Source organism: Microbacterium kyungheense, from assembly GCF_006783905.1.
Lineage (GTDB): Bacteria > Actinomycetota > Actinomycetes > Actinomycetales > Microbacteriaceae > Microbacterium > Microbacterium kyungheense.
In genome coordinates, this window is the sequence record NZ_VFPE01000003.1 from 57,746 (window position 1) to 69,654 (window position 11,909).

The 11,909-nt window shown below is 68.4% G+C and carries 17 protein-coding genes and 1 tRNA gene; 13 read left to right on the forward strand and 5 right to left on the reverse strand.

The window, feature by feature from the left end; all coding sequences use genetic code 11:
- The first annotated feature begins 11 nt into the window (after positions 1 to 11).
- The 13 genes from FB391_RS12765 (at position 12) to FB391_RS12825 (ending at position 9,850) form a co-directional block, all read left to right on the forward strand.
- On the forward strand, positions 12 to 1,058 hold the full coding sequence (locus FB391_RS12765) for a hypothetical protein (RefSeq protein WP_141894848.1): 1,047 nt from the start codon (positions 12 to 14) through the stop codon (positions 1,056 to 1,058).
- A 4-nt stretch (positions 1,059 to 1,062) separates the two neighbouring features.
- Entirely contained in the window at positions 1,063 to 2,724 is a 1,662-nt protein-coding gene (locus FB391_RS12770) for a hypothetical protein (RefSeq protein WP_141894851.1), read from the forward strand.
- A gap of 82 nt (positions 2,725 to 2,806) precedes the next feature.
- Positions 2,807 to 3,166, forward strand: coding sequence for a hypothetical protein (locus FB391_RS12775; RefSeq protein WP_141894853.1), 360 nt, complete (start codon positions 2,807 to 2,809; stop codon positions 3,164 to 3,166).
- Positions 3,163 to 3,549, forward strand: a complete 387-nt coding sequence (locus FB391_RS12780) for a hypothetical protein (RefSeq protein ID WP_141894855.1) — start codon at positions 3,163 to 3,165, stop codon at positions 3,547 to 3,549. Before FB391_RS12775 ends, FB391_RS12780 begins: the two co-directional genes overlap by 4 nt.
- A gap of 4 nt (positions 3,550 to 3,553) precedes the next feature.
- On the forward strand, positions 3,554 to 3,961 hold the full coding sequence (locus FB391_RS12785) for a hypothetical protein (protein ID WP_141894857.1): 408 nt from the start codon (positions 3,554 to 3,556) through the stop codon (positions 3,959 to 3,961).
- A gap of 16 nt (positions 3,962 to 3,977) precedes the next feature.
- Positions 3,978 to 4,436, forward strand: a complete 459-nt coding sequence (locus FB391_RS12790) for a hypothetical protein (RefSeq protein ID WP_141894859.1) — start codon at positions 3,978 to 3,980, stop codon at positions 4,434 to 4,436.
- Complete coding sequence (locus tag FB391_RS12795) at positions 4,433 to 5,662, forward strand: lysozyme family protein (RefSeq protein WP_141894862.1); 1,230 nt, start codon at positions 4,433 to 4,435, stop codon at positions 5,660 to 5,662. The genes FB391_RS12790 and FB391_RS12795 overlap by 4 nt, the downstream gene beginning before the upstream one ends.
- Positions 5,659 to 6,027, forward strand: a complete 369-nt coding sequence (locus tag FB391_RS12800) for a hypothetical protein (protein ID WP_141894864.1) — start codon at positions 5,659 to 5,661, stop codon at positions 6,025 to 6,027. The genes FB391_RS12795 and FB391_RS12800 overlap by 4 nt, the downstream gene beginning before the upstream one ends.
- Positions 6,024 to 7,670 (forward strand): phage head spike fiber domain-containing protein, encoded by a 1,647-nt coding sequence (locus FB391_RS12805; protein WP_141894866.1) that lies wholly within the window; start codon positions 6,024 to 6,026, stop codon positions 7,668 to 7,670. The genes FB391_RS12800 and FB391_RS12805 overlap by 4 nt, the downstream gene beginning before the upstream one ends.
- Before the next feature lie 15 nt (positions 7,671 to 7,685).
- Complete coding sequence (locus tag FB391_RS12810; protein WP_141894869.1) at positions 7,686 to 8,603, forward strand: hypothetical protein; 918 nt, start codon at positions 7,686 to 7,688, stop codon at positions 8,601 to 8,603.
- The gene (locus tag FB391_RS12815) at positions 8,600 to 9,385 is read left to right on the forward strand and encodes a M15 family metallopeptidase domain-containing protein (RefSeq protein WP_141894871.1); all 786 of its coding nucleotides are present in this window, start codon (positions 8,600 to 8,602) and stop codon (positions 9,383 to 9,385) included. Before FB391_RS12810 ends, FB391_RS12815 begins: the two co-directional genes overlap by 4 nt.
- Positions 9,382 to 9,591 (forward strand): hypothetical protein, encoded by a 210-nt coding sequence (locus FB391_RS12820; RefSeq protein ID WP_141894873.1) that lies wholly within the window; start codon positions 9,382 to 9,384, stop codon positions 9,589 to 9,591. Before FB391_RS12815 ends, FB391_RS12820 begins: the two co-directional genes overlap by 4 nt.
- 16 nt (positions 9,592 to 9,607) lie before the next feature.
- Positions 9,608 to 9,850: a hypothetical protein gene (locus FB391_RS12825; protein WP_141894875.1), complete on the forward strand. Its 243-nt coding sequence runs from the start codon at positions 9,608 to 9,610 to the stop codon at positions 9,848 to 9,850.
- Between the two features lie 61 nt (positions 9,851 to 9,911).
- Here FB391_RS12825 and FB391_RS12830 read toward each other — a convergent pair whose 3' ends face one another.
- The 5 genes from FB391_RS12830 to FB391_RS12850 all read right to left on the reverse strand — a co-directional run bounded on the left by FB391_RS12830 (position 9,912) and on the right by FB391_RS12850 (position 11,881).
- Positions 9,912 to 10,181 (reverse strand): hypothetical protein, encoded by a 270-nt coding sequence (locus tag FB391_RS12830; RefSeq protein ID WP_141894878.1) that lies wholly within the window; start codon positions 10,179 to 10,181, stop codon positions 9,912 to 9,914.
- Between the two features lie 11 nt (positions 10,182 to 10,192).
- Entirely contained in the window at positions 10,193 to 11,125 is a 933-nt protein-coding gene (locus FB391_RS12835) for a tyrosine-type recombinase/integrase (RefSeq protein WP_185843056.1), read from the reverse strand.
- Between the two features lie 45 nt (positions 11,126 to 11,170).
- Positions 11,171 to 11,353 (reverse strand): hypothetical protein, encoded by a 183-nt coding sequence (locus FB391_RS12840; RefSeq protein ID WP_141894883.1) that lies wholly within the window; start codon positions 11,351 to 11,353, stop codon positions 11,171 to 11,173.
- A gap of 17 nt (positions 11,354 to 11,370) precedes the next feature.
- On the reverse strand, positions 11,371 to 11,712 hold the full coding sequence (locus FB391_RS12845; RefSeq protein WP_221886306.1) for a hypothetical protein: 342 nt from the start codon (positions 11,710 to 11,712) through the stop codon (positions 11,371 to 11,373).
- Between the two features lie 96 nt (positions 11,713 to 11,808).
- A tRNA-Arg gene (locus FB391_RS12850) sits at positions 11,809 to 11,881 on the reverse strand.
- Positions 11,882 to 11,909: the final 28 nt, after the last annotated feature.

Genomic DNA, 11,909 nt, shown 5'->3' on the forward strand with positions numbered 1-11,909 from the left:
TCGTTTTAGGCGTGAAGTTCGCACAGCGCCTCGACCTGATCCGCCGCATCCAGCGGACGTCGGCGAAGTCCCACGTGAGCGGGATCGTGAGCCCGTGGAGCGACGGCGAGCTGGAGAAGTTCGTCTGGTCCGACATCCTTGGACTCGACGTCGCCCCGGTCACCCGCAAGGAGGCGATGAGCGTGCCGGCCGTCGCCGCTGCTCGCCACCGCATCATCCAGCTCGCCGACCGTCCCCTGCGCGCGCTCGACAGCGACGACAGCGACGTCACGGCCAAGCACAAGTGGCTGTTCCGCACTGACACCCCGCAGACGCCGTGGGAGCGCATGGCGCACACCCTCGACGACTGGATCTTCTACCCGTGGTCGCTCTGGCTCGTCGCCCGAGGCGCAGCGGCCGACGGCGGGCTGGGCGCGATCGGCGACGCCCGCCACGTGCCGTACGAGCGATGGGGCGTGAACGACGACGGGCAGGTCACCGTCGACGATGAGGTCAAGGGCCCCGCCGAGTACCTGCTGCTGGAAGGTCCGTTCGACGGTCTGCTGTCGGCGGCGCCCGAGACGATCCGCGCGGCGAAGTCGCTGGAGCGGGCGTGGGCCGCGCGGGTGCGGAACCCGACGCCGACCGTGCTGATCGAGGAACAGAACGACGGCGACTTCACCAAGAAGGAAGCCAAGACCTACGTGACGAACGTCGCGACCGCGCTGCGCAACCCAGACGGCGCGGTCCTGTTCGTCCCCGCCAAGGCGAAGATCAACCTCGATCACGCCGAGTCCGGCATCAACGTTCTGACCGAGGCGCGCAACGCCGTGCGCATCGACATCGCGAACTTCCTCAACCTGAACGCGTCCGCGCTCGACGGCGCGAAGCCGCAGTCGACGCTCACATACGAGACGCAGGAGACCGAGGCGACCGAGCTGAACGACCGCATGGCTTTCTGGACGGCGCCCCTGGAGCACGCCCTGTCGGTCGATTCCGTCGTGCCGCGCGGGACTCGCGTGCGCTTCGACTTCTCCAACACGTCCACACCCCAGACCGGAACACCGACGGAGGACTGACCCCATGAACGAGCTGATCGAAATCGAGGGCGGCGAAGTCCTCGCCAACGTCGACGAGCGCACCATCACCGGACTGCTCATCCCGTACGGCGAGGTCGGCCGTACGAACGTGGGCCAGTTCGAGGTGGAGGCCGGCGTCATCACGATTCCCACCGATCCGTCCGTGGTGTCGCTGAACGTCGACCACGACCGCTACTCGCCGGTCGGCCGCGCCACGAAGGTGTGGGAAGAGTCGGCCGGCATCATGGCGACCTTCAAGCTCGCCGAGACCCCGGAGGGTGACGCAGCCCTCGCCGATGCCCGCGACCCGAAGGGCAAGCGTCGCCGACTGTCGGGCGAGTTCCGCACCGGCATCAAGGCCGGCAAGGCGACCGGCGGCAACCTCGCCGCGGCTGGCCTCGTCGAGATGGGCGCGTTCCCGTCGGCGATGGTGCTCGCCGCCGACACCCCCGAGCCCGGCGCCGAGTACGACGCGCCCGAGTCGACCAGCTCCAGCACGTACGTGAACGAGTTCACCGACGAGAAGGGCACCCGCTGGCGCCGCGTCGAAGAGAACGTTCGCACGACCACCGTCACGAAGGTTGACGGCGAAACCCCCGAGGAAGACAAGGAGGCCACCGACGTGGCTGACACCAACACCGAAGTGCAGGCAACCGTGGACCTCCCGAACAAGCCGGGACAGACCAAGGCGCGCACGCCCGAGCGGCGCGACATCCTCGCCGCGATCGCCACGCTCAAGTGGTCGAACCCGTTCGACGAGGGCGCCAAGGGCGTGCTCGCTGCGCTCTCCGACATCAAGCTCACAGGGTCGGGCGCACTGCCCGGCGCCGACGTGCTGCGCCCCAACTGGCTCGGCGCCGTCAATCTCGGCGACGCCTACGTGCGGGAGTACATCGGGCTGTGCAAGCTCGGCACCGACATCACCGCCGCCGGCAAAGCTGACTTCAAGTTCACTCGCCGCGGCACGTGGTCCGACGGCACGTGGACCGGCAACAAGACCGAGATCAACTCGGGCGCCGGCGACACCAGCAAGCGCACGTCGAGCTTCGAGCGCTACGCCCGCGGCGCCGACATCGGCCGCGAGTTCTTCGACCTCCCCGGCGGCGAAGACGTCATCGCCGCCTTCCTCGCCGAACTGGAGGCCGACTACCTCCAGTGGTCCGACGAGAAGGCCCTGGCGCTCATCGTCGAGACGGCCGGCGCCCCGGTCGCGCCCGCCGTCTACCCCGGCGTCGACGGCCACGACTACGCCGGCGCCGTCGGGCAGCTCATCCAGGGCATCCTGGCCGTCAAGAAGCGCAAGGCCGACGGACGCCGCGACACGCCGTCCTTCGCGATCGCGAACGAGCTGGCATACAACGAGCTGATCTACACGCCCAAGGACCTGCTCCCGGAGTTCGTGTCGATCGACGTCAACACCGACGGCACCGGCACCGCCGACGGCAAGGTGCACGTCGTCCAGGGCGACACCGGCGTGGAGGACACGTCGAGCGTCATCGTCGGCGCCGGCTACGGCATCGAGTTCGACGAGCTGCCCGGCGGACCGCTCCACGTCAACGCGCTCGACATCGTGAAGGGCGGCGTCGACGAGGCCGTGCACGGCTACCTCCAGAAGTTCGTGCGCCGCGCCGAGGCGTTCGTCCACATCGGCGTCGCCGACGCGTGACCGACCGCCGCGGCCCGCGCTGACCTCAGCGGCGCGGGTCGCGGCACCACTCCCCATCCGACCAAGCACAGGAGCGCACAACGTGGCCGTGGACTGGATCACCCCCGACGAGCTGGACGACCTGTGGGACGACGCCGACGGCATCGACGACGAGATGCGTCAGGCTCTCCTTGACGCCGCACAGGACGCTTGCGAGGCGTGGGTCCCGGAGGAAGGCGACCCCGAGCGGCCGCGCGACACGACCATTCGCCTCGCGCAGCTCACGCTCGTCCGCGGCCTGTGGAACGACGCGATCGCGGACGAGGGCGGCTCGATCGGCGCCGACGGGTTCGACTACAACCCGCCCTGGCTCGCCCGCGAGGCGCGCCGCATGATGCGACCGCCGCGCGGCGGCACGCCGCCGACCGGCCACGACCCCGAGCCGGAGCCGACGCCGCTATGACCGGGTACGCCGACCTCCGCGCCCGCCTGGAGAACAACCTGCTCGCGCTCGTCGACCCCGACAGGTTCCGATGGGTGCCGACGCAGACGAAGATCGACCGCCCGGCGAAACCGACGCTCATGCTCAAACTCGGCGGCGTCACCCGCTCGACCGTCGCGCAGGGCGTTCTCGTTCCGACGTTCGTGCTCACTGTCGTCTCTGAGCACCTCGACCCGTCGCAGGCCGACGTCGCGCTCGACGAGCTGCTCGACGACCTGCTCGCCCCGATCCAGTCCCTTCGCTGGGTCGCGTTCCGCGGCGCCGAAAAGGTGTCGTTCCAAACCAAGTACATGGCCTACGACCTCCAACTGGAGGCCTTGACCGCGATCAAGAGAGGGGCATAAGCCCATGTTCGATCCGACCTACATGACCGAATCCAAGGTCACACTCGGCGAGGGCGCCGGCCTCGACTACGGCGCCGAGGTCTCCGGCTTCCAGCTCGTGCCGACCTATCAGACCGCGACGTGGAAGGGACTCAAGCCCGGTTCCGTCTACACCAAGTCCGGCAAGGCGACGTGGGTCCTCACGATCAACTTCGGCCAGGACCACGAGGCCGCAACGAGCCTGTCGACGTTCCTGTTCGAGCACGAGGGCGAGACGATGCCGTACGACGTCGAGCCGATCGACGGCGGCACCGCGTTCAGCGGCACCCTCATCGCGCAGGCCGGCCCGATCGGCGGCGAGGTCGACCAGTTCGGCAACGCGACGGTCAACCTGCCCGTCAACGGCAAGCCGACCCGCACGCCCGCGGCCTGACCGCACGAGGTTCCGGATGATCCGCGTCAGCGCCTACAGCAGCCGTGAGCTGCTCGCCGTGCTGCGCGGACTCCGGAACCTCGACCGGGAGACCAAGAAGCAACTCCGCGGCCACCTCCGGCCGATGGTGCTACAGGTCTGGCAGCAAGCCGTCGCCGAACGGGCGTCGACGAAGCTCCAGCGCGTCGTCCTCGCCGACACCGCCCGCGCCAAGGTCTCCGACCAGAACGTACGCCTCACGTCAGCGCAGATCGGCCGTGCCCGATCAGGCGGACTGAAGCCCTCCCAGGACTGGCAGCCCGTCGAGTTCGGCGCCGGTCGCTCCACCCGCAACGCCAAGGCGTTCGGACCGCCAAACCGCAGCGGCAAGGTCGTCTATCCGGCCGCGGCATCCGTCATCCCACGCGTCCTCGCGATGTACGTCCAGACGTTCGTCCGAGCGATCCATGAAGCACTGGAAGGGAAAGCCTCGTGACCAAGGGCATCGACCTCGCGATCGCGGCCGACACGCGCTCCGCGATGTCGGCTATCACGCGGGGCGTCATCGACCCGCTCGAGGACGTGTCAGACCTCCTGGAGCAGATCGGCGACCAGCGCGACACCGACAAGCTCGAGCGCGGAATGCGCGACGCGCAGCGACGCACCGAGGACGCCAAGAGCGAGATTCGCGACCTCCGCGACGAGCTGAACAAGGCAGGCCGCGCAGGCAAGAGCGCCGGCGATGACATCGACGACGGCATGCGGAAGGCCGAGGCCGGAGTCAAGGACCTCAAGGACGAATCGAACTCGACCGCCCGGGAAGCCGCCGCATCCTTCGACGGTTCGGCGGAGTCGATCGCCGACGCATTCCAGGAAGTCGCGGCCAACGCGTTCGCCGGCTTCGGCCCGGCCGGCGCCGTCGCCGGCCTCGCCGTCGCCGCCGGCATCGGTCTCGGCATCGCCGCGATCGACGACATGAACGAGCGCACGAAGCTCTCCGAAGAGAACATCGCGAGCTGGGCGCAGAAGTACGTCGAGTCGGGCGGGCGGATCATCTCGGCATCCGAGGTTGTCGGCGGCGTGATCGCGATCGCCACCGATCCCGAGCAGTTCAAGACAGCCGCCGAGAACGCGAAGAACTGGGGCGTCGACGTGTCGACCGCCATGCGCGCCATGTCGGGCGACGCGACCGCGCTCAACGTCGTTCAGGGGTCCGTGAACGACATGCAACGGGAGTGGTCCTCCATCGTCGACGAGGCCGGCAACGCCTCCGACGGCTACGCGGCGAAGAACCTGAACCTGACCAGCGAGCAAGTGAAGCTGCGCGACCAGCTCTTCGCCGGCGCCGATGCGTTCCGCGAGCTCACAGGCGAAATGAGCGCCGGCAAGGATCGCGCCGACCTCGTGACTGAGAGCCTCGTCGGCCTCATCAACGACACGAAGGGCGCGACCAAGGAAGTCGACGAACTCGGCAACGAGCTGTACACGCTGCCCGACAACACGCAGATCATGATCGACGCCAAGACGGGTCAGGCGACGCAGAACGTCACCACGTTCAAGGGCGACCTCGACGGCATCCCGGAGGCCGTGACGTCGACCGTCAAGCTCCGCGTCGACAAGTCCGAGTGGGACAACCTCAAGCTCAATCCCAAGACGGTCCAAGTACTCACGCAGGGCGGCGCCGTCGGCCGCACCGGAACCACGAGGCAGCTCCTCCAATGACCGCCACCATCACTCGCCTCAGCGACGGCGCCACCACGACGCCCGACATGTTCGCTCTGCCCTACGAGATTGTCGACGAGTCGCGCAACGTCGAAACCGACCTCATCGGCGGCGGCATGGCGATCACGCTCGTTCCCCCGCGGCCCGCCGCCGGCGAGCTGACACTGATCTACGCGACGGAGACGGACGCTCGCGCGGCGCGCCAACTGCACCGTGCGCGGTCCGCGTTCACCCTCGACGACACCGAGAACCCCGCCGCCGGGATGACGTACGCGATCGGTCGTGGAGGCGTCCGCCTGGCGCTCGACGAGGCGACGCAGGACGCGTGGGTGCTGACGGTCTCGTTCCGAGAGGTCGAGCTGTGACGACGCGCCTTCTCGAACCCGTCGCGGTCGCCACGATCGACACGACCGACGTCAAGGTTGCGGGCGGGAAGACCCGGCTCGACTCGTCGACGGTTCCGTACGCGTCCGCGACGCTGGAGTTCCCTCTGCTCGACGACACGCTGCTGGACTGGCTCGACGGCCTCCGAGACGGCGTGCGCATCCCCTACGAGGCCGGCGACGAGGGCGACACGCCGCGACTGTTCGACCTGTCGCTGCGCGGCCGCGAGGTGGATCACACAGAGAAGCGGGTGACGCTCACGCTCGCGTCGGACGAGGCGCTGCTGATCAAGTACCAGCAGCTCACGCTCGATAGCGGCGCCCGCGCGCACGAGACGTCGCTGCGCGCGGTCTGCAACTACGTCCTCGCGAAGATCGGCGCCTCGCTGGAGGCCGGCGCCGACGACGCGGACGTGACGGCCTATTGGGCGGTCACCAACATGCTCCCCAACCCGTCGTTTGAGACGAATCTGACCGGATGGTCGACTGGGTTCGGCGCCACCTCGTTCACGCGGCCCGCGCACGGCGCCACTCCGGCCGGCGCCGGATCGGTGCTTCGATGGGTGGCGAACGCATCGACGAGCGCGATCGTGGCGGCGCCCGGCCCATCCTCGTTTCCAGTGACGCCCGGGCGCTCATACGTGTTCTCGATCTACGCGTACGGCGGCGCCGCGCGTACGGCCTCGGCGCGACTGCAGTGGTTCGCTTCGGACGGCACGGTCCTGATCGGCGAGGTAGCCGGCGCCGCGCAGGTGCTCGACGTGACCGGCGTGTTCAAGCGGTTCACCGTGACAGGCGTCGCGCCCGCCGGCGCGACGACGATGCAACCGATCCTGTACATCCATGCCACCGCGAACGGCGAAGCCTTCATCGCCGACTGCGCGATGCTCTACGAGGGCGACGAAGTGATCCCGTACCACGACGGCGCCACCGCCCCCGCCGGGTACACAGTCGCCTGGAGCGGCACCGCGCACGCCTCGCCCTCGACACGCACGCCAGTCGTCGAGCGCCGCCCCGAGCTGTTCACCATCAAGCCCGGTACATCGCTCTGGGACTTCCTGCTGCCGATCACGTCGCAGGCCGGGATGGTGCTGTGGTGCGACGAGCTGCGGCACTGGCACCTCGCGTTCCCCGAGAGCCGCACCATCCCCACGCTCGTGAGCGTGTCGGAGTCCAACACGTCACTCGGCGTGGACTCGCTCAGTCTCGACGACGAGGGCGCCGTAGTCTCCGGCGTCATCCTTCGATACCGCTGGACGGAGAACGGCGCACAGCAAGAGGCGTACGACACGGCCGGCGACCCCGACAACGCAATCACGATCGACATTCCAAAGCCCTACCCCGGCCCCGGCGCGGCATCCGCGGTCCTCGCCCGCCGCCAGGGTTCGGGGCGCCGGCAGACGGTCAAGACGATCACACAGCAGGCCGCAACACCGGGCATGACGGCGCAGATCAGTCTCCCCGGCGCGCCCGACACGATCGGCCGCATCCAGTCCGTCGAGTTCGACCACGACACCGGCTTCATGGACCTCGACGCGGCCGGCCTCGTCGACATCATCCCCGGCTCTGTCGACGCGCTCGTCGGCACCGTCGACAGTCTCGTCGGCACCGTTGACTCGCTCTAGGAAGGAAGACACCACATGGCTATTGGTGATGACGGAGTGCTCGGCGGGATGCCTCTCGTGCCGGGATCGCTGCCCGCAAAGGACCTCGACACCGAAGACAACCGCAGCCACGACTACATCGCGGGCGGTCCCGCGTTCTGGAAGCCCGGCGTCGTCGTGCCCATCGCGAAGGGCGGCACCGGCGCGGCCACGCCCGCCGACGCACGCGCAGCGCTCGGCGCCGCGCCTTCGGACAAGGTGACCAAGCGGTCGGGTTTCAACGACATCACGCTGTACTGGAACGGCGTGCGGGTGAATGTCAACGTCGACGGGTTCGAGGTGGGCACCATCCCGTACTCCACCGACATCGGCAGCGCCGTCGCCGCAGCGATGGCCGGCTACGTCGCCAAGAGCGGCGACACGATGACCGGGCACCTCTACCTGCCCAACAGCGTGGCCGCATCGACCGGCTACACGATCGCGTACATCAACGGCGACGGGCGCCTGTCGCGCGGCGCCTCTTCGGAGCGATACAAGGACGACATCACCCCGATCGATCCCATCGACCTCGGCGACATCTTCCCGCAGCTCCACACGTTCGTGATGAACGACGACCCCGGGCGGATGGAGCGCGTCGGCTACATCGCGGAGCGCCTCGACGAGTCCGACGATCTGCGCCGGTTCGTGATCTACCAGCGCGAGCCCGTATACGAGGACGTGCTGACGGACATCTTCGACGAGGCCGGCGCGGTCGTCGGTCAGCGCGTCGTCGACCGGCGCGTGGTCGGTTCCACGCGCTCGCGCGACGAGAACGGCGACCCGATCCCCGACTCGATCGACTTCATCGCTCTGCTACTCGCCGAGGTCGCGCAGCTCCACGCACGCGACGAGCAGCGCGAGATGGAGCTGGAGCAGCTCGCCGCCCGCATCGAGGCTCTGGAGGCGCGCGCATGAGCCCGCTCGACGTCATCGAGATTCCCGGCTACCCCGGATGGTTCGCGCGTCGTGTCGCTGTCGAGGCGTGGCAACGTGCCGGCTCGCCTCGGCTTACGTCGGCCGGGCGCCTGTACGCCTCGCAGAAGTACCTCTGGGACGGGTGGGCCGCGCGGCTCCCGGGCTTCAACCCGGCCGACAACCCCGACGACGAGACGCAGCGCCTCGCGCACGTCCGGTTCGTCGCGTTCGACCTCGCGAACCCCAACCACGATCGAGCCGCGATGCAGCGCGCCGGGTTCACGTTCCCTTACTCCTACGAGCCGTGGCACGCCGAACTGCCCAACGTGCGCTCCTACGCGATCGTCCGCGACATCCCGTCCACCGCCGGCGGCAATGCCCGCCCGATCCCCGACACCCCAACCCCAACCCCAACCCTGGAGGACGACATGCCAACTCTCATCACTTCCGCGGGCGGTCAGTCGCTCGCGATCGAGGGCGTCATCGTGCCGCTCACCTCGCCCGCCGAGGTGCAGTCGATCAAGATCACGCCGGGCGTGCTCGAATGCTCGCGATCCGTGCACGAGCGCATCCAGGCGATCGTGGGCGCGAACCGGTCGACGTCGGCGGCGATCCCGCTGCGCGTGTTCGACAAGGGCGGCAACGGCACCGTCTACATCCTCCAGGACGGCAAGCTGCGCCCGCTCGTCGACCCGACCACGCTCACCGAGCTGGACGCCAAGGACGGGCCGACCATCACGCTCTCGCACGTCGAGGTGCAGAACCTCCTCCAGAACGAGTGAGCGACCCCATCTTGATCGCGATCGTCACCGCCCTCGCAGTCGTCCTCGCGGCGATTGTCGCGGGAATGGTGACGCTCGCAATCGCCCTCGTCCGCTGGCACGCCGACAACCGCCGGCTATGGCTGTGGAACCGGCAGCTCGTCGACCACATCTACCGCGGCCTCCCGCCGCCCCCACCACCCCCACCCGCCGAACTGTTCGACTGAACGGAGACCCCACATCATGACCAAGAACGTCACGACAGACGAGGCCGGCACCGCGACCGGCAAGCCGCAGCCCAAGGTGCTCGCCGCTACGGCCGGCGCCGGCGTCGGCGCCGCCGCCGGAACCGTCGTCAACTACCTCATCGAGACGCTCACGCACGTCAACCTGCCCGATACCGTCGAGGGCGCGATCCTCGTGCTCGTGTCGGCCGGCGTCGCGTTCGCCGCCGGCTACGTCAAGCGGCCGTCGGGCATCAACTAGGCACAACGTTCGAGCGGGGTCAGCTGAGCTCAGCTGACCCCGCTCGAACGTATGTCCAGAACTAGGACGAGGCGTCGACCTTCATCGTCGTCGAGCGGAGCAACCAGCGAGCGCCGGCGAGCACGAGCGCGCCGATGAGCGCTACTGCCCCGACGAGCAGCAGGAAGTTGCTCCACGCGTCGAGCGCGGCGGCCGCGATGGGGTCCCCGGTATAGGGGCTCGCCTCCCCCGCGCCGGCGAGCCCGAGTGACAGCGCCACCACGAGCGCCACGCCGCCAACGACGACGAGCGCGATCGCGTAAGGGTTCCGACGGTCGCTACGTGCGTTCATGAGACCTGACCTTATCCGTTGGCGGCGACGAGCGAGCGACCGCCTCGACTCGCACCTTCCAGCACGGCCCGCTTGCGGTCATCGGGCAGCTTCACGTACGTCTTGACCATCGACAGGTTCGCCCACCCCATCAGGTCGGCGACGACGTACGGGTCACCGTCGGCCGACACCCAGAACCGAGTGGCGGCGCGATGCCGCAGCTTGTGGATGGTCCAGTGCCCATCGAGTAGGCGATTCACGCGGAACCCGAGCCAGCGCGCCGACACGTGCCCGCCCTCGTCGCCCGGGAAGAGGTAGCCGCGTCCGCGCGGCAGCTCGTCGACGATGGACAGCAGCGCGGCCGTCATCGCGCGCGTCAGCGGCACGTCGCGCGTCTTGCCGCCTTTCCCGTGCACCACGAGGTCGTGGCCCACCAGCGTCTCCACGATGTCCCACGAGGCGATGCACGCTATCTCGGCGCGACGTAGGCCGTGCTCGGCTGCGAGGTCGATCCACAGCGCCTCGACGGGCGACGCGCGTAGGAGAGCTTCGAGGTACACCCGGTCAGGTACGGGTCGCGGCGTCGGCTCGCTCGGCCGCAGCTTCGCGAGGCCGGCTACCGGATCGTCGACGATGCGACGGGTCGCGACGGCCCACCCATAGAACGCCGCGAACGTCGTGCGGCGACTTCGCCGCGTCTCCTGTGCCCAGTTCTGTCGGGCCAGGAAAACCGCCAGATCGTCCGAGGTTACCTCCCACGGTCCTCGCTCGATCCTGGCGGCAAAGTGCTGTAGGTGCTGGCGGCGCGTGTACGTCGACGTCACGCGGATGCCGCTGGCTACCTGTGCAGTAATGAAATCCTCAATCGCGGCGCCCCAGACGTCGCGGCGCGTATCGGATTCTGACAATGACTCTTCTCCCACTTCATGACCGGTAAAACGCTTACCGATCGAACGTATGCACACGCGGGCGGTCCCCAGCCACCCGCGCGGGCCGTGAATATCAGATCGTTACGAGCGCGCCTCGTGGTCGTAGACCAAGCGCTCGAAGCGCGGCATTGTGATGTCGGCCGGCACCAGCTCGAACGGAGCGAGTGCTTCCTCCAGGCTCGGCAGGTGGCTCGCCACCCACGCCGTCAGCGCGTCCTGTACTGCATCGTCGAGAGGCACTGTGATGAAGTTGCCATCGATCACCAGCGGCCTAGAGATGTTCACGAGGCCACCGCCAACGTCTGGCACCACTCACACCCGTCACCCTTGCAGGCACACACGAACGGCTTAGGCGCGGCGGGTCGCTTCGGCGTGTAGCGCTCTTGCGCGGCCTGGCGGGTGATGCCGAGGGCGTCACCGATGTGTGCCCATGAGCGGCCTCGCGCGCGCTGGCCCTGGATGCCGGTCAGGATCGCCTCTTCGAGCACGGCACGAAGGGCCACCAGCTCTGCCAGCTCGAACTCGTCGGCGTCACCGACGCGCCTGCCAGCGGCGGCGATAGCTCGTGAGGCGAACCCGAGATATTCCATCGTCTCGCGCTCACGGCGCGCCCGACGGGTCATCGGTCCACCTCGACCGGGAACGCAAAACGGGTGTCAGGAGATTCCTGACACCCGACGATGCCCCAGAACAGAGCATCAACTGTCTCAACACAGTCGCGCGCCCGGAGAGACTCGAACTCCCAACCTTCTGATCCGTAGTCAGATGCTCTATCCATTGAGCTACGGGCGCATGTTGTTCGCTCTCGCGCACAACGTCG